Here is a 17,981-nt window from a genome sequence, read left to right as displayed (position 1 = left end):
CCTACTTGTCGACAGGATCAGTGCCATTCCTTTTAATAATCGAATACATTGGAAATACCGGAGGAGCCTGTCATTACAGGCTCCTCTTTGTCTTTTTTCGGACATAGGGATGGAAATCATCGGTAATTCGCAGGTACCTGTTTATGGGTACTATAGGAGGACGGGGTTCTGTAGAAGCTGGTGGTCTATTGCAGCTTCTGCTGTTTTGTCGACAGACAGGAGGAATGTTTGTTTCCGGCAGCTACAAGCCGCGACAGACTGATATATATTATGGATTTGGGGGTGCTTACAAGAGTGTATTTACTGCATGCTGCTATTTTGGCTCCATTTGTGCTGGCTGCACTGGTACCAGCCATTCGGAAAGGTACCAAAAAGATACATACCGGCTGGATTGTACTTATATTGCCGGTGCTGCTGTTTCTGAATTTCCTGCGGTATCTTCCGGTTGTTCGCAACGATGTAAGCGAGACATTCTCGCTACCGTGGATACCTTCACTTGGTATTAACTTTACGGTCTATCTGGATGGGCTGGGATTGTTATTTGCCCTGCTGATTACAGGGATTGGTGCATTGGTTGTACTGTATTCCATCTATTATCTGAACCCGGAGCAGGAAGCGATTCACCGGTTTTATCTGTATTTGCTTCTGTTTATGGGAGCAATGCTGGGAATTGTGCTATCGGATAATATGATTGTGCTTTATACCTTCTGGGAATTGACGAGCATTTCGTCCTTCCTGTTGATTGCTTTTTGGTATGAACGTGATCGTTCGCGTTATGGGGCGCTCAAGTCTATGCTGATTACGGTGTTCGGTGGTTTTGCGATGCTGGCGGGATTTGTTGTTCTGCATCATATGACCGGTACATGGAGTATTCGCGAGACGATCGCTATGGTCGGAAATGTACAGGGGCATCCACTGTTCTTGCTGGCGATGATTCTGATCCTGCTGGGAGCCTTTACTAAGTCGGCCCAGTTTCCTTTTCATATCTGGCTACCGGATGCGATGGAAGCCCCGACACCGGTCAGTGCTTATCTGCACTCGGCGACGATGGTCAAGGCAGGGATCTATCTGGTTGCCCGCTTTAGTCCGGTATTTGCCGGTCAGGCAGAATGGTTCTGGATCGTCTCACTGGTCGGTATCATTACGATGTGTTACGGATCGATACTGGCAGTAAAACAGACGGATCTCAAGGCGCTGCTGGCCTACTCGACGATCTCGCAGCTTGGTCTGATCATGTCGCTGTTTGGCGCAGGGTCGGCAGCGGTGTATTACGGATATGGCGAAGAGTCGATGATCTATACGGCAGCGACAATGGCAGCCATATTCCATCTCGTCAACCATGCAACATTCAAGGGCGCACTATTTATGGTTGCCGGAATTGTCGATCATGAGACAGGTACGAGGGATATTCGCCGTCTGGGTGGTCTGATTTCACTGATGCCGATCAGCTTTACCGTTGCCTGTATCAGCGGATTCTCGATGGCTGGAGTTCCTCCTTTTAATGGGTATCTAAGCAAGGAAATGTTCCTGGAAGCAATGGTGGAACTGACCCATCTGCATATCTTCGAACTGGGAACATGGGGCATATTGTTCCCGATCCTTGCTTTCCTTGGAAGTGTATTCACATTTGTGTACAGCATGATTCTGATCTTCAAAACATTCCGTGGACCGCTGCAAAAAGAAAAGCTCGGTATAACGCCGCATGAAGCACCAGCAGGTATGCTGATTTCTCCGGTAATCCTGGCGGTCTGCGTGGTTGTACTCGGATTGTTCCCAAATGTGCTCTCCTACAGCATTATTGAGCCGGCCATGCGGTCGGTATTGCCTTCGCTGGTAGCACCAGGAGAACATTTTGATGTGCATATCTCGTTCTGGCATGGATTTACCCCGGCATTGTTTATGACGATGGGTGTTATCGTACTGGGAACTGTACTGTATCTGTTGCTGAATCGCTGGAAAGGTATCTATGCGATATATCCGGACAAGCTGAGCTGGAATCATATGTACGACAGTCTGCTGCGTTATGGAGAGAAAGCTTCTCGCATGCTGACGGATGCTTATATGAACCGCTCCGCTCGCAATTATCTGGTCTATATTTTTGGATTTATGGTCATTGTGCTCGGTGCGGCGCTATGGCGAGCGGATGTATTATCGCTTATGACGCCGGATACGGCACCTATTAATATTTACGAGATTGTATTGATAGCCCTGCTGGTTATTTCGGCAGTTGCGGTTCCTTTTGCCCGGCAACGGCTGATTGCAGTCATTATGACCGGCGCAGTCGGCTATCTGGTTACTTTGTTCTTTGTCCTGTTCCGTGCTCCGGATCTGGCTCTGACACAGATGATTATCGAGACGGTATCGGTTGTGCTGTTCTTGCTCTGCTTTTACCATATGCCGGAACTGCGCCGTGAAGTGAGCAGCCGCAAATACCGTTCGCTGAATATTATAATAGCTGTCAGTGTAGGTGTGGTTGTAACGTTAATCTCGCTCAGTGCAAGTGGCAGCAGCAGCTTTGAGAGTATTGCCGATTACTTTGTCAAAAACAGTCATGATCTGGGCGGCGGCGATAATGTAGTCAATGTTATTCTCGTGGACTTCCGTGGATTTGATACGATGCTGGAAATTACGGTGCTTGGTATTGCTTCGCTGGGAATCTACTCGATGATTCAGCTTCAATTACAGGGCAGGGACGCAGGAGCACGTATTCTATATTTGCACCGCAAAGTAACACTGGCTCCCAAAGTACCGATCGGACGTACACGTAAAGAAACGGCCACAGTCGCCAAAAACATGAAACAGTTCAAGAGCAATGATGTCATTTTGGAGACGAGTACCAAGGTTATTGTATTTATTATCCTGACATTTGCCCTGTATCTGTTCTTTGCCGGACACAACAATCCGGGTGGCGGTTTTGTCGGTGGTCTGATGGCATCATCGGCACTTGTGCTGCTCGCACTGGCATTTAATGCGGAGACGGTAAGACGGGTGCTTCCGCTGGATTATCGTGATATTATGGCAGCCGGGCTGTCTGTGGCTTATCTGACAGCGATAGGTTCATTCGTATTCGGAGCGCCTTTCCTGAGTCATGCTTTTGGTTATTTTGATATTCCATTCCTCGGAAAGACCGAACTTGCTACGGCACTGATTTTTGACCTGGGTGTGTTCCTGACGGTATTGGGTGTCACGATGACAATTATTTTACAGATAGGAGAGGATCGCTGATATGGAAGTATGGATGTCTATCGCTATCGGTATACTATTCGCTGTAGCCGTGTATCTGATTCTATCGCGCAGTCTGCTGCGGATTATTCTCGGCACATCGATTCTGACGCATGGGGTGCATCTGCTGCTGCTGACCATGTCACGGCTAAAGACCGGAGCCCCACCGCTGCTGGGAGAAGAATCCGGTACGTATGTCGATCCGCTGCCCCAGGCTTTAATTCTGACTTCTATTGTTATTAACTTTGGAGTCACTGCTTTTTTCTTTGTACTGGCGTATCGTTCCTACATACGTCTGAAGACAGACGATATGGAGGAGGTGAAGCGCAAAGGTGGCCAATAACCTGTTGATTTTCCCGCTGCTGATTCCGCTGGTAGCGGCGGTAATTCAGATTTTTGCTCGAAATCATATAGCTGTACAGCGCATTATTGGTGCGATTGCCGTGCTGGCGAATATCGGTATTGCTGTTTGGCTCGTAGCCACGGTGCAGATGCACGGTATTCAAATTCTGCCGATGGGCGGCTGGGCAGCTCCCTACGGAATCGTATTTGTTGCAGATATGTTCGCTGCACTGCTTGTACTGACGACTTCGATTCTCGGTGCGGTATGTTTGTTTTATGCGTTTGCCAGTATCGGAGAGGAGCGGGAAAAGTATCATTTCTATCCGTTCTTTCAATTTTTGCTGGTCGGTGTATACGGATCGTTCCTGACGGGCGATTTGTTCAACCTGTTTGTTTGTTTTGAAGTCATGCTGATTTCTTCGTATGCGCTGATTGTACTGGGAGGTACACGTCTGCAGTTACGGGAGACGCTGAAATATATTTTGATCAATATTATTTCTTCTTCTTTCTTCGTCGCCTCACTGGCTTATCTATATGGAGCAACCGGTACGCTGAATATGGCGCATCTGTCCCAGCGCGTAGCTGAAGTGGGACAGACCGGCATTCTGAGCGTAATTGCCTTTTTGTTCCTGATTGTATTCAGTCTCAAAGCGGGGATGTTCCTGTTCTTCTGGCTGCCGGGTTCTTATGCGGCACCACCATCGGTCATTACGGCTATTTTCGCTGGATTGCTGACCAAGGTGGGGTTGTATGCGATTTTGCGAACTTTTACCCTGATTTTCTATCATGATACCGGATTCCTCTATACGTTGATCGGCTGGATGGGTATTGCGACGATGATCCTTGGTGTGATCGGTGCGGTGGCTTACCGAGATGTGAACAAGATTCTGGTCTATAATGTCGTGGCTGGTGTAGGACTGATCGGATTTGGTCTGGCAACGGCCAATACGGCAGGTATGGAAGGCGCAATTTTCTATATGCTGCATGATATGATCCTCAAAGCGCTGTTGTTCCTGCTGGCCGGTATTATGATCGGAGCAGCGGGCACATCCAAATTGACACAGATCAGTGGACTGATCAAGCGAATTCCTGCTACAGGCTGGATGCTGTTCGTAGCCGGGCTCGCTCTGGCAGGTGTACCGCCGCTGAGTGGATTTGCCGGCAAACTGCTGATTGTGCAGGGCGGTATGGAGCGCGGTTGGTATGCGATGACCCTGATCAGCCTGGCTGCCAGTCTGCTGATGCTGTACTCGATTATGCGAATCTTCATGCTGGGATTCTGGGGCAAGGACCGTCCGCTGGCCGATGAACGCAAAGAGCTATCTGACGACATTTATCAGGAATGGGCTGCAGAAGAGGGGCATCCCGACCTACTGCCGGATGATCGTGATGAGCTGCTGGATTACCGCTGGTCGTCGTTTCGTCCGAAGTGGCTGGTAACTTCATCTTCGGTATTGTTCGTACTGGTCATCCTGATTGGACTGGGTTCGGGCTGGGTGTATACGTATGTTGCAGAGGCGGCATCGGTACTGGAGAATCCGGCTGTGTATATTCAGGCTGTGCTGGGAGGCGGTAAATAGATGGCTTTTCAAATTGTACTCAACCTGCTTATCGCCGTCGTCTGGATGTCTCTGCACACCACCTGGGATGCGCTGAATTTTATTATTGGTTATATGATCGGACTGCTGCTTATTTTCGCCATGAAGCGATTTTTCCCGGATGATTTCTATGGTCACAAAGTATGGGCTGTCTGGAAGCTGCTGCTGCTGTTCTTCTGGGAGTTGATTAAATCGAGTGTCGTCGTTCTGCGTCACATTGTCTCTCCGCGGCTGAATATCAATCCGGGTATTCTTACACATCGTACAGATCTAACGTCTGATTGGGAACTGACACTGCTATCGACACTGGTCACTCTCACACCGGGTACCATCCTGATTGAGGTATCCCGAGAACAGCAACTGGTCTATATTCATGCGATTGATATTCAGGATGAAGACAAGATGTCGGAAGATATTCGCAATACCTTTGAAAAAGCGATCAAGGAGGTGACGCGGTAATGCTGCAAATATCCCTATTTATCGCGCTGATCCTCCTGTCGCTGGGTGTCGCGGGCTGTATGTATCGTGTCCTGCGTGGTCCATCCATGGCAGACCGAATTACTGCACTGGATACGGTGGGTGTAAATATTATTGCTATTATTGCTGTCCTCTCCATGATGCTGGATACACAGGCTTATCTTGAAGTCATGCTGCTGGTTGGTGTGCTCGCGTTTCTGGGTACGGTTGCTTTTGCCAAATATATTGAGAGAGGGGTGGTGATCGAGCATGAACGAGAAGACCGAGATGATATCGACGATTCAGATGATCGCTGAACCCGTTATTGCGATACTGGTGCTGATTGGCGCTGTTTTGAGCGTACTTAGTGCCTTTGGTATTATTCGTTTCCCCGATGTATATCTGCGGTCACATGCAGCGACCAAAAGTGCGACGCTAGGCGTTCTATGTGTACTGCTGGGCGGGTTCCTGTTCTTCTGGGTTTTTGATGGATATCCGAGTATGCGGATTCTGCTGGGGATCGTGTTCGTGTTCATCACTGCTCCGGTGGCTGGACATCTGAATGCCCGGGCTGCTTACCGCACGGGCGTACCCCTCTGGAAGCTGGCCAAGGATGAACTGAAGCCGGCGCTCAAGAAAAAAGGGATCGACCGCGAAAAGGCAGAGAAGGAACCGCTGAATTAGAAATGGGTTTCCTTGCACCTCTGAAGAAATGAAAAGCGGCAAACGAATTCTAATAAACACAACAGTATATAAGCATTATCAAGAAAGCATGGCAGCATAGAGAGGAATTAATTTCTCTGACTGCCATGCTTTTTTTGCTGGTGCGTGTAGTTTTTGATTCGATGACTTCATGATTGAAAGTAGCTAGAATCGATCACCGAAAATAAACGATATTGGAATAGACGGAAAGGTTCTGCTATAATCCGATTGTTAACCTATTAATTTAAATTTGGTTAACAATAAAAAAGTGAAGGTGACGTATGATCAATCAAATGTCTACTCAATCATGGAATGAACTGGCAGTACAGGCTATACATAAACAACAGATTTCCCGCGAACAGGCGATGCATGTACTGCGTGCCGAGGATGGTGAGCTGTTGCCGCTGCTGCATGCAGCGTATGCAGTACGCCATCATTTCTATGACAACAAGGTCAAGCTCAATATGATTATCAATGCCAAAAGCGGCTTATGCCCGGAAGACTGCGGCTACTGTTCGCAATCGATTGTCTCTACAGCACCTGTCAGCAAGTACAGCCTGTTGGATAAGGAGACCCTGCTGGCAGGTGCGCGGGAAGCCATGAACCGCCAGGCAGGCACTTATTGTATTGTTGCTTCCGGCAGAGGTCCATCCCGCCGTGAGCTGGATCAGGTGGTCGAAGCTGTGCGGGAAATACGGGAAACAATGCCGCTCAAAATCTGTGCCTGCCTTGGATTGCTGCAGGAAGATCAAGCCCAGCGATTGGCGGAAGCGGGTGTGCACCGTTACAATCATAATCTGAACACAAGCAGTGAGCATTATACCTCTATCACAACCACTCATACGTACGAACAGCGGGTCAACACGATCGAGCAGGTTAAGGGAAGTGGTATGTCTCCATGTTCGGGGGTGATTATCGGAATGGGTGAAAGTGACGAGCAGATTGTCGAAATGGCTTATGCCCTGCATCAGCTGGATGCAGACTCGATTCCAGTTAACTTTCTCAATCCGATTCCCGGCACACCGCTTGCTGATCAGCAGCGTACCAATGCCCGCAAAGCACTGAAAGTACTATCGCTGCTGCGGTTCATCTGTCCGGATAAGGAGATTCGTGTCGCTGGTGGTCGTGAGCTGAACCTGCGTACACTCCAGCCTTTAGCATTATATGCGGCCAATTCGATCTTTGTCGGGGATTACCTGACAACACCGGGACAGGAGGCTGCGCTGGATTATCAAATGATTGAAGATCTCGGTTTTGAGATCGAACATAATGCGCTGGTATAGCTGTGAAGTTATATAGATGGTGGATATCATTAGCTTATTGATGGGGACTGCGCTTAGTGATTGGTTGCGGATGTTTATCCAACGCTGATGTGCATACACTCCAGAAAGGAATAAGGAACATGACTCCGGTTAAGCCTGGAGATCCTGAATGGGATATAGTAAAGGGGGATCTCCCGGCTTAAAGGTCGTCTTGTTTCCTTATTTCCTTTCTTGCGTTCCGTGCTTTTGTGTGAGGGTTGTGCTGAATCTATGCAAATAGCCTCCTGCCTGCTTATACAGCTGCTGATTGAACAGACTGCTAAGGGGGAGGAGGCTATGGTTACTGTGAAGAGTTGACTGTAATAGTATGGACCAGCATTCGCACTACAGGCATTACGATATCATCATAAGCGACGGTAGTGCCGTAGTCGGGCAGGCGGGTCATACTCATTCGCTGGAGTACACCCATCAGGGTTTGGAAAATAAAGAAACCGCTGTGTACCGGGTTCAGGTGGCTGGACAGGGAACCATCGGCGATGCCTTGTTCCAGAATAGGCTGCAGAAAGCCCTGACGACCTTCGGTATTAATGAACTGCTCGTATTGTTGTTTGAGTTCCGGGCTGGCTGTGCCGGAATCATAGTACAGATCGAACAGTGTAATAAAGCGCAGCTGACGAGGATAGTTTTTGGCATAGTCCACCCATCGGTACAGGATAGCTTCCAGCTGCTGTCTGCCTGAACCGGATACTGAGGAATCGGGCAGTATATACTCGGTCATCTGCTGCATGATGCTCATCTGTACTTCGAATACGAGCTCATCCAGTGAACTGAAATGTTTGTAAAAGGTAACCCGGCTGATTCCGGCGAGCTGACACACTTCGCGGATATTCACGTCGGGAAAATTCCGCTGCAAAAATAGTTCCCTGCCGGCGGTAATGATTTCTTCGCGATGCTGATTTTTGACCTGCTGATGCCAGGATTCATTCATGTTCAACGACTCGTTTCCTGAGTGATTTGCGTCGCTGACGGGTCAGTCCGATCGCAGCGAGCAGAATAAAAGCACCCACAATATACGGCAAATGAATCTGCCTGTCAAACAGCGTACCTGCCAGAATCGGGCCGGCAATATTGCCAATGCTGCCATACGTGGTATTCAGCCCCGCGACAAATCCCTGCTGATCGCCTGCCTCATGCGACAGCAGCGTATTCACTGTTGGACGTAGCAGGGCATTAAAAGCGAAAAACAGTGAAGACACAATCAGCAGATAGGCAAAGTTAACCGGAATCAGCATAAGCAGAAGTGCCAGCGCGGTCATGAACAGCGACAGGCGGATCAATCGATACTCGCCGATCCAGCGGATACATTTGTCCAACAGTCCAACCTGAATAATAATGCCGATCAATGCACCAAGCGTAATCAATATAGCGATCTGCTGAGAAGTAAATCCATATTTCTGTTCTACATACAGTGAGTAGACCGTCTCATAATTGACCAGCCCAAAAGTCATCACGAGAATCAGCATCAGGTAACGGAAATACGGCGTATGAAACGACTGCAGCAGCTCGCGAACCATAGATGGCTGCGAATGTTCCGCAGTCCGGGCCAGCTGCCTTTTGGCGAGACTGAGCGTCTCCGGCAGCAGCAGGGTCAGCAGCGTAGCAGCCAGTCCTAATCCTGCTGCCCAGTAATAAGGCATGCGTATGCCGTACTGGGCGATGATTCCGCCGATTCCCGGTCCGAGCACCATACCCAGATTCATGGCTGCACTGATATAGCCCATCCCTTTGGCACGGGTATCGCGAGTGGTCACATCCGCTACATAGGCAAGCACGGAAGGTACCATAATTCCAAGCCCGATTCCACCGATAAAACGTGCCAGATACAGAATCGGCAGCTGATGCGACACGGCAAACAGATAATCCGATATCACAGTGAAAAATAAACCGGCTAAAATCATTTTCTTACGTCCGTACCGGTCGGACCAGCGTCCGCCAATCGGAGAAAATAAAAACTGGGCCACGCCAAAAGCAGCTACCATATAACCGGCAGCCGTACCCGCCGCATCAAACTGCCGCAGATAATCCGGCAAAATCGGAATAACCATTCCCTGACCCAGCAGGGCAATAAACAGATTCAGCATCAAAATGCTGAGGGGGAGCATGGTCTTGAGTGATGTTGACATAGATTCCTCCTGAATCATTAGGTTTACACAAAGTAATCATTTACTATATGTAAACCATTATAGGATTCCAGAGATCTATTTGTAAACGATATTCACCTGACAGGTATAGCGAAAATATACGATTGTACTCGATAAAATAAGAAATAAAATAGAGAGTAACTTGTGATAGGATACAGGTTACTCTCTCTTTTAAAAAAGGAGGTGGAGTAATGAAAGAAGATCGGAAAATAGCAGCCGTCATTCTTGTCGTTGTACCTATCCTTTGTGTTGCTTATCTGATTTTTAATAGTGAGCTGCTGATCCCGCCCGGATATAGCCAGGCATTGGATGGATATGTCATCTCCCGTACGTTAATAATTATATTTGGTTTGTATTTGGTAACCAAGTTGGGCTACTTTATATTGAGCATGACCAAAAAGGACTAGTCTGCGACTGGTCCTTTTTGGTATACATATTGGTTTGTATAGATCTTCGTCTGCTCAAGACTTCCTGCTGAATAGCAGTTTATTGATTTTCTTTTTCCAGACCCTCTACCTGCAACCCTCGTTCTTCAAAAATCCGTTTGGCGACAAATACAGCGTTCAGCACACGGGGGAATCCGGTGTATGGCACACAGTGCATGATCGCTTCTACAATCTCCAGCGGCGTCAGTCCCACATTGAGCGAAGCGTTAATATGCACGTCCAGTTGAGGTTCACAGCCGCCCTGCGTTGTAAGTGAAGCGAGTGTAATCAGTTGCCGCTGCTGCGCATCCAGCCCCGGACGAGTGTAGATATCGCCAAAGGCAAATTCAATAATATACTTGCCCAGATCCGGTGCAATCGACTGCAGCGACTGAATAACCTGTTCTCCGCCATGTCCATCAATTTCACCGAGGCGTGCCCATCCTTTTTCATAACGTGTTGTATCCATTGTTATTTCCTTCTCCAGGTTTGGCATGTACATTGTCCGGGAGTACATACCGTGAATTCTGTCTATTCGTTGTCTCAATGATCAACCGACAGGATCAGCTTATCGCTTAGAGCGCGCTCAAAGGCAAGGCTTATTTTTGGTAGGTAGAGAGAATAGCGGAATCCGGTGTATTCGCAGTGAGATAGAATGATATAATAATCCCTATGGAAAATACCTATACGATTCAGCAAATTGCCGTCATGACCGGACTCAGCACCCATACATTGAGATACTATGAGCGTATTGATCTACTGCATCCCATCAGCCGGGATTCGATTGGATATCGCTACTACACGGATGGCGATATCGCATGGATCGAATTCCTGATACGTCTGCGCCAGACCGGGATGCCGATCAGCGAAATGAAGCAGTTCTCCGAGCTGCGCAGCCAGGGCGATCATACCGCCGGACAGCGCCGGGAGCTGCTGGAGCAGCACCGTCTGCATATTCACGAGCAGATGAGCAGACTGCAGCAGGATCTGTCGCATATGGAAAAGAAAATCGACTACTACCGAGATCTCGAAGCAGAGCAAAAGGAAGTATCGCCAATTCCATCCCAACACCAATAACAACCTGCCGTCAATAAAGCAAAAACAGCAGAGCAAATAACAAAGCAGTATACAGGAGGGGCCACCCATGAATAGAAAAGTCGTCAATCATATTAGCGAACTGGTCGGAGATACGCCGGTTGTACGGCTGAATCGCCTGACTGAACCAGAGAGCGCTGCCGTATATGTGAAACTGGAATATTTTAACCCGAGCGGCAGCGTCAAAGATCGGGCAGCACTGAATCTGATCGTCCAGGCAGAACGAGATGGTCATCTGCAGCCCGGCAGTACGATTATCGAGCCGACCAGTGGCAATACCGGGATCGGTCTGGCAATGAATGCTGCAGCCAGAGGATACGGCGCAATCATGGTGATGCCGGACAATATGTCCCAGGAGCGGATCAGCATTCTGCAAGCTTACGGTGCACAGGTGGTACTCACCCCGGCTGCCGAGAAAATGCCCGGCGCGATCTGCAAAGCGGAGCAGCTGCTGACCGAGATTCCCGGCAGCTATATGCCGCGCCAGTTTGACAATCCCGCCAATGCCGATGCTCATCGCCGGACGACAGCGCTGGAGATTCTGGAGCAGATGGAGGGGGAACTGGATACCTTTGTCGCTTCATCCGGAACCGGAGGCACCATTACCGGAACCGGCGAGACACTGAAGCAGCATCTGCCCGACCTGCGTATTCTGGTTGTCGAACCCAAAGGCTCTCCAGTATTGTCCGGCGGTCAGCCGGGCTCGCACAAACTCGTGGGTACGAGTCCGGGATTTATTCCTTCGATCCTTAACACTTCGATTTATGATGAAATTATTCAGGTCGCCGATGAAGATGCTATTGCCACCATGCGCCAGCTTGCAGCAGTGGAAGGCATACTGGTCGGTCCTTCTTCTGCAGCTACCGTATGGACGGCTATGCAGGAAGCGAAACGGCTGGGCCCCGGTCACAAAGTACTCTGTATCGCACCCGATAATGGCGAGCGCTATCTAAGTATGAATCTGCTGTAACCGGCTGGACGAGACACTACATCCATAGCTGACCGAATCCTGAATCAACAGGTAGACGAGCAGCAGTTGAATAAAGATAGCGCATACATGCTTTTGTCTGCTACAATATTGCCGCTGGAAAATAATAAGGCATCATGAGGGAGGCACCATATATGAATAACCGTCCGCTTGGCAAGACAGGACTACAGGTCAGTGAAGTCAGCTTTGGCACATGGGCTATCGGAGGATCATGGGGACAGACCGATGAAGCCGAATCGCTGCGTGCACTGGATAAGGCAATGGATGAAGGCGTGAACTTTTTTGATACTGCCGATGTCTATGGCGACGGGAAGAGTGAGCGATTACTTGCCCGCGCGACCAAAGGCAAAGAAGACCGGATTCATATCGCTACCAAGTTCTGCCGCCAGGGAGATATCTCCGATCCTCACACGTATTCCGAGCAGCAGGTACGCAAATGGTGCGAAGATAGCCTGCAGCGACTGGAGCGGGAGACGATCGACCTGTACCAGATCCACTGTGCACCATTCGAGATTCTGCAGCAGGGTGCTGTATTTGAAGTGCTGGATAAGCTGCAGCAGGAAGGCAAGATTCGCGCTTATGGCGTAAGCGTAGAGACTGTGGAAGAAGGATTATTCTGTCTGGAGCAGTCCGGTGTGCAGGCGCTACAGATTATCTTCAATATTTTCCGACAAAAACCGATTGCCGAATTGCTGCCGCGTGCCGCTGAGCGTGAAGTGGGACTGCTGGTTCGTCTGCCGCTCGCCAGTGGACTATTGACCGGCAAATTCTCCGCAGATACGCAGTTTGAAGCGGAAGACCACCGCAATTTCAACCAGAATGGCGAAGCATTCAACGTTGGCGAGACATTCGCTGGTCTTCCTTTCCGCAAAGGAGTAGAGCTGGCTTCCCAGCTCGATTGGATCGCTGAAGGACGTGGCAATATGACCCGCGCTGCACTACGCTGGCTGCTGGATCACGAGCAGATTACCGCCGTTATTCCGGGCTTCAAAAATGTACGTCAGGTCGAAGACAATTTGGGCGTACTGTCAGCCAAGCCGTTCAGCGCGGAAGAACATGAACGTCTGCGCAGGTTCTATAATGAACAGATTCATGAACATATTCGCGGAGCATATTAAGATTAGCCGTGACGACTATACAATGATCTATCGTAAATGATTACAAAAAGCAGGCGGACTCTTCGGAGTTCGCTTTTTTTGTTGTCTGCTGATTCTCGCGTACCTAATTTTGCGAATGCGCCGGCACAATTATGTTTCTCGATAGACTCATTTTCCAATATAAGTCGGATTTTTATAAAAAAGGTCGTATAAGTGAAAAGACGGCTAGCAACCTGCAGTGCTATTATGCTTAAAGAAAGCGTTATCAATACAATTTTAACCAAATAATATTCATCGTAATGGACAGAAAGGAGCGTCTCTAATGAAACGGGGAATAATGCTGATACTGGTTACCCTGATGGTATTTACCCTGAGTGCCTGCAATCTGGCAGAAAGCGGCAGCGGCAGCAGTGACAAGGGTTATATCGGTATTGCGATGCCAACCAAGTCGTCTGCACGCTGGGTCGCGGACGGGGAGAATATGGTCAAGCAGTTCCAGGCTAAAGGATACAAGACGGATTTGCAATATGCGGAGGATGTGGTTGAGAACCAGATTTCGCAGATTGAGAACATGATCACCAAGGGTGTCGATGTTATTGTCGTCGCAGCGATTGACGGCAACACGCTCACCGATGTCATCGGCAAAGCACATGCCGAGGGCATAGCAGTCATCTCTTATGACCGACTGATTATGAATACGCCGAATTTAAGCTACTATGCGACATTCGATAACTTCAAGGTCGGTGTATTGCAGGCTTCCTATATTGAGGAGAAACTCGGCCTGAATAAAGGCAAAGGCCCATTCAATATCGAACTGTTCGGCGGATCGCCGGATGATAACAACGCCTACTTCTTCTTCAACGGGGCCATGTCAGTGCTTCAGCCTTACATAGACTCCGGCAAGCTGGTCATTCAGAGCAAGCAGACTACCATGGCCCAGATCGCTACACTCCGCTGGGATGGATCGCTTGCCCAGGCACGGATGGATAACCTGCTGAGTGCCTACTATGGCAGCGAGAAACTGGATGCAGTTCTCTCCCCATATGACGGTATCAGTATCGGGATTATCTCTTCACTCAAAGGCGTAGGTTATGGCTCTGCCGACAAACCACTGCCGGTTATTACCGGACAGGATGCCGAGCTGGCTTCAATCAAGTCGATCGTATCCGGCGAACAGACACAAACCGTGTTTAAGGATACACGTAAGCTGGCCGAGAAAACCGTCGGCATGGTCGACAGTATTCTCAAAGGCGAAAAAGCCGAAGTGAATGATACCAAATCGTACAACAATAATGTGATGGTCGTACCGGCTTATCTGCTGGACCCGGTATCTGTTGATAAATCGAATGTGAAAAAAGAAATTATCGAGGGTGGCTACTACACCGAACAGGAAGTATACGGCGACGAAGCACCTGCAAAATAAACAGAAAGGGGCAGAGCAACCATGTCCGATATCATTCTGGAGATGAAAGGCATTACCAAAACCTTCCCCGGCGTCAAAGCCCTGGAGAACGTGAATCTCAAAGTACGCAAAGGCGAGATTCATGCACTCTGCGGCGAGAACGGCGCAGGCAAATCGACCCTGATGAAGGTACTGAGCGGTGTGTATGGTCACGGTACCTATGAAGGCGACATTGTTTTCGAAGGCAAGACCTGTGAATTCAAAGGCATCAAAGATAGCGAAGAGCTGGGTATTGTTATTATCCATCAGGAGCTGGCGCTAATCCCGTATCTGTCGATCGCCGAGAATATTTTCCTCGGTAATGAACGGCAAAAAGGCGGTGTCATCGACTGGAACGAGACCCTGCAGCGTACTCAGGGATTGCTGGATAAAGTAGGCCTGAGCGAATCCCCGAACACACTGGTTACCAATATCGGAGTCGGCAAGCAGCAGCTGGTCGAGATCGCCAAAGCCTTTTCCAAACGGGTGAAGCTGTTGATTCTCGATGAACCGACAGCGGCACTGAACGAAGATGACAGCGAGAATCTGCTGGAGCTGATGCTCGGCTTCAAGAGCCAGGGAATCTCCTGCATTATCATTTCTCACAAGCTGAATGAAATTGCCAAGGTCGCTGATTCCGTTACGATTCTGCGGGATGGACAGACGATCGAGACACTCGATATGCACAAGGATCAAGTAACCGAAGATCGCATTATCAGCGGTATGGTCGGTCGCGATCTGACCCACCGTTATCCGGAACGTCAGCCGAAGATCGGCGAAGTTACACTGGAAGTGAAAGACTGGAATGTCTACCACGAGCATCATGCCGATCGCAAAATGATCGACAATGTCAATCTGAACCTGCGGCGCGGCGAGATCGTCGGTATCGCTGGTCTGATGGGCTCCGGTCGTACAGAGCTGGCGATGAGTATTTTCGGCAAATCCTACGGGAAAAATATCAGCGGTACCCTGATCAAAGACGGCAAGGAAATCCGCAATAACGATGTGACTCAGGCGATCAAGAACGGATTCGCCTATGTCACCGAGGATCGCAAAAATTACGGTCTGATCCTGCTCGATGATATCAAGCGCAATATCTCGCTGACCGGTCTGGAGAAACTAACCAAATCCACGGTCGTGAATGAACACGAAGAGGTGCTGGTAGCCGAAGACATGCGCGGACAGATGAAGATCAAGACGCCGAATATCCTGCAGAAGACCAGCAATCTGAGCGGCGGTAACCAGCAGAAAGTCGTACTGGGCAAATGGATCTTCTCCGGTCCGGACATCCTGATTCTCGATGAACCGACGCGCGGTATCGACGTTGGTGCCAAATACGAGATCTACACGATCATTAATCGATTGGCGGATGAAGGTAAAAGTATCCTGGTCATCTCTTCCGAGCTACCCGAGATTCTCGGAATCTGCGACCGCATCTATGTAATGAATGCGGGTCAGATTACCGGCGAAGTAAACCGCGCCGAAGCGACTCAGGAAAAACTGATGACCTACATGACCAAACACAAAGCCAAGATATAACGACTAATTATCAACTATTTATTAACTACCCATATCACCAAAGGTTTTGACCTGCTCTATCCCGAACTTTCTGCACGTAGCGGAGGTAAGGGAATCATGCCAGAGACCGAATTAAAGAATGGATATTTACCGCTGCAAGCGGTCATTCCAAATATCCATTCTTTACCGGAGGCCGCCGGCATGATCCCTTACCGAAGCGGTGCCTACTTAGTACGAAGGGTCAGAACAAACCCACTATTCCATTCGAAAGGGGCTAATCAGCATGTCCAGCATAACCAAGCCGGTCAAAGGCAACGATAACGACAAAGGAAATGCATTTAGCAGGTTGTTCAAAGGAAATATCCGTCAATACGGTATGATTATTGCACTCGTATTCATTATGCTGCTTTTTGAAATTCTAACAGGAGGTCTGCTGCTCAAGCCGATCAATATCACCAACCTGATCCTGCAAAATAGTTACATACTGGTGCTGGCAATCGGGATGGTACTGGTTATCATCACCGGGCATATCGATCTGTCGGTCGGTTCGATCGCTGCCTTTGTCGGAGCGATCTCCGCGATCTTCATGGTCAACTGGCAAATGAACCCGGTGCTCGCGGTTATCCTATCCATCGTCATCGGCGGACTGATCGGCGCATGGCAGGGATTCTGGGTCGCGTACGTGCGAATTCCCGCCTTTATCGTTACGCTAGCCGGGATGCTGCTGTTCCGCGGTCTGACGATGGTCGTGCTGGAAGGGCAGTCCATCTCGCCATTCCCGAACGGCTTCCAGAAGATCAGCTCCGGCTTTGTACCTGACTTTACCAATGCAGCAACGAATATTGTAGCGATCATCGCCGGTATTGCGCTGTCTGTACTGTACATTGTGACTGAGCTGCGCAACCGTGCTTCCCAGCGCAAATACAACTTTGCGACCGGTTCACAGGGACTGTTCATCGCCAAGCTGATTGCAGTGGTTGCGATTATCAACCTGTTTACCTTTGTACTGGCAAGTTATGCAGGGATTCCGACGATCCTCGTCCTGCTGTTCCTGCTGATCATCATCTACTCCTTTGTAATGAATAAAACGGTTATGGGTCGTCATGTCTATGCGATCGGTGGTAATGAGAAGGCAGCCGGACTGTCCGGTGTCAAAACGAAAAAAGTAACGTTCTGGGTATTCGTAAATATGGGCGTACTCGCAGCGATCTCCGGTCTGATCTTCGCAGCACGTCTGAATGCAGCAACACCAAGAGCCGGTACCAACTTTGAGTTGGATGCTATCGCAGCCTGCTTTATCGGCGGCGCGTCTGCTTCCGGCGGTATCGGAACCGTATTCGGAGCCATCATCGGTGGACTCGTTATGGGCGTACTGAACAACGGTATGTCTCTGGTCGGTCTCGGTATCGACTGGCAGCAAGGTATCAAAGGTCTGGTACTGCTGCTGGCGGTAGCATTCGATATCTACAACAAAAACAAAGGTACAAGCTCCAACTAATACCAGGTCCACTCAATGGATCGATAATAGCAAAACCTAATTAAATCATGCACAGATACACTCCAGGACAAAAGGTTGCGTTCGTATGAACAGAGAACCTTTTGTCCCGGAGTGTTTTTTTGCATACGCCAAATTT

The 17,981-nt window shown here is 49.1% G+C and carries 17 protein-coding genes; 14 read left to right on the top strand and 3 right to left on the bottom strand.

Going from position 1 to position 17,981, the window contains the following annotated elements; genetic code table 11:
* The first annotated feature begins 294 nt into the window (after positions 1–294).
* The 7 genes from WH46_RS03035 to bioB all read left to right on the top strand — a co-directional run bounded on the left by WH46_RS03035 (position 295) and on the right by bioB (position 7,603).
* Positions 295–3,225, top strand: a complete 2,931-nt coding sequence (locus WH46_RS03035) for a Na+/H+ antiporter subunit A (RefSeq protein WP_046225754.1) — start codon at positions 295–297, stop codon at positions 3,223–3,225.
* A 1-nt stretch (position 3,226) separates the two neighbouring features.
* A complete protein-coding gene (locus tag WH46_RS03030; protein ID WP_017812731.1) occupies positions 3,227–3,565 on the top strand; it encodes a Na(+)/H(+) antiporter subunit C in 339 nt (112 codons plus the stop codon).
* Positions 3,555–5,144, top strand: a complete 1,590-nt coding sequence (locus tag WH46_RS03025) for a Na+/H+ antiporter subunit D (RefSeq protein ID WP_046225631.1) — start codon at positions 3,555–3,557, stop codon at positions 5,142–5,144. The genes WH46_RS03030 and WH46_RS03025 overlap by 11 nt, the downstream gene beginning before the upstream one ends.
* Positions 5,145–5,621, top strand: a complete 477-nt coding sequence (locus WH46_RS03020; protein ID WP_017812733.1) for a Na+/H+ antiporter subunit E — start codon at positions 5,145–5,147, stop codon at positions 5,619–5,621. It begins immediately after the preceding gene.
* Positions 5,621–5,935 (top strand): Na(+)/H(+) antiporter subunit F1, encoded by a 315-nt coding sequence (locus tag WH46_RS03015; protein ID WP_017812734.1) that lies wholly within the window; start codon positions 5,621–5,623, stop codon positions 5,933–5,935. Before WH46_RS03020 ends, WH46_RS03015 begins: the two co-directional genes overlap by 1 nt.
* The gene (gene mnhG / locus WH46_RS03010) at positions 5,889–6,302 is read left to right on the top strand and encodes a monovalent cation/H(+) antiporter subunit G (protein WP_026136125.1); all 414 of its coding nucleotides are present in this window, start codon (positions 5,889–5,891) and stop codon (positions 6,300–6,302) included. The genes WH46_RS03015 and mnhG overlap by 47 nt, the downstream gene beginning before the upstream one ends.
* Positions 6,303–6,601: 299 nt before the next feature.
* Positions 6,602–7,603, top strand: a complete 1,002-nt coding sequence (gene bioB, locus WH46_RS03005; protein ID WP_046225630.1) for a biotin synthase BioB — start codon at positions 6,602–6,604, stop codon at positions 7,601–7,603.
* 319 nt (positions 7,604–7,922) lie between these two features.
* On the opposite strand, the gene WH46_RS03000 is transcribed toward bioB, so the two are convergent.
* The gene (locus tag WH46_RS03000; RefSeq protein WP_046225629.1) at positions 7,923–8,570 is read right to left on the bottom strand and encodes a TetR/AcrR family transcriptional regulator; all 648 of its coding nucleotides are present in this window, start codon (positions 8,568–8,570) and stop codon (positions 7,923–7,925) included.
* Complete coding sequence (locus WH46_RS02995) at positions 8,563–9,765, bottom strand: MFS transporter (RefSeq protein ID WP_046225628.1); 1,203 nt, start codon at positions 9,763–9,765, stop codon at positions 8,563–8,565. Before WH46_RS02995 ends, WH46_RS03000 begins: the two co-directional genes overlap by 8 nt.
* A gap of 209 nt (positions 9,766–9,974) precedes the next feature.
* Between WH46_RS02995 and WH46_RS02990 the strand changes: the two genes are divergently transcribed.
* Positions 9,975–10,190: a hypothetical protein gene (locus WH46_RS02990; protein WP_046225627.1), complete on the top strand. Its 216-nt coding sequence runs from the start codon at positions 9,975–9,977 to the stop codon at positions 10,188–10,190.
* A 79-nt stretch (positions 10,191–10,269) separates the two neighbouring features.
* Here WH46_RS02990 and WH46_RS02985 read toward each other — a convergent pair whose 3' ends face one another.
* Positions 10,270–10,677, bottom strand: coding sequence for a carboxymuconolactone decarboxylase family protein (locus WH46_RS02985; RefSeq protein ID WP_046225626.1), 408 nt, complete (start codon positions 10,675–10,677; stop codon positions 10,270–10,272).
* A 203-nt stretch (positions 10,678–10,880) separates the two neighbouring features.
* On the opposite strand from WH46_RS02985, the gene WH46_RS02980 reads away from it, so the two are divergent.
* From WH46_RS02980 to mmsB, 6 genes are all read left to right on the top strand, one after another.
* Complete coding sequence (locus WH46_RS02980) at positions 10,881–11,285, top strand: MerR family transcriptional regulator (protein WP_046225625.1); 405 nt, start codon at positions 10,881–10,883, stop codon at positions 11,283–11,285.
* A 67-nt stretch (positions 11,286–11,352) separates the two neighbouring features.
* The gene (cysK, locus tag WH46_RS02975) at positions 11,353–12,273 is read left to right on the top strand and encodes a cysteine synthase A (protein ID WP_046225624.1); all 921 of its coding nucleotides are present in this window, start codon (positions 11,353–11,355) and stop codon (positions 12,271–12,273) included.
* A 152-nt stretch (positions 12,274–12,425) separates the two neighbouring features.
* The gene (locus WH46_RS02970) at positions 12,426–13,409 is read left to right on the top strand and encodes an aldo/keto reductase (protein ID WP_046225623.1); all 984 of its coding nucleotides are present in this window, start codon (positions 12,426–12,428) and stop codon (positions 13,407–13,409) included.
* 301 nt (positions 13,410–13,710) lie between these two features.
* Positions 13,711–14,811 carry a multiple monosaccharide ABC transporter substrate-binding protein gene (gene chvE / locus WH46_RS02965; protein WP_017812744.1) on the top strand — a complete coding sequence of 367 codons (1,101 nt, stop codon included), beginning with the start codon at positions 13,711–13,713 and terminating at the stop codon, positions 14,809–14,811.
* 21 nt (positions 14,812–14,832) lie between these two features.
* Positions 14,833–16,368 (top strand): multiple monosaccharide ABC transporter ATP-binding protein, encoded by a 1,536-nt coding sequence (gene mmsA, locus WH46_RS02960; protein ID WP_017812745.1) that lies wholly within the window; start codon positions 14,833–14,835, stop codon positions 16,366–16,368.
* A 262-nt stretch (positions 16,369–16,630) separates the two neighbouring features.
* Positions 16,631–17,845: a multiple monosaccharide ABC transporter permease gene (mmsB, locus tag WH46_RS02955; protein ID WP_017812746.1), complete on the top strand. Its 1,215-nt coding sequence runs from the start codon at positions 16,631–16,633 to the stop codon at positions 17,843–17,845.
* The last annotated feature ends 136 nt before the right edge of the window (positions 17,846–17,981 follow it).

Source organism: Paenibacillus dauci, from assembly GCF_000971985.1.
Lineage (GTDB): Bacteria > Bacillota > Bacilli > Paenibacillales > Paenibacillaceae > Saccharibacillus > Saccharibacillus dauci.
Note: the sequence above shows the minus strand (reverse complement) of the source record. Positions and strands in the feature narration are given on the sequence as shown.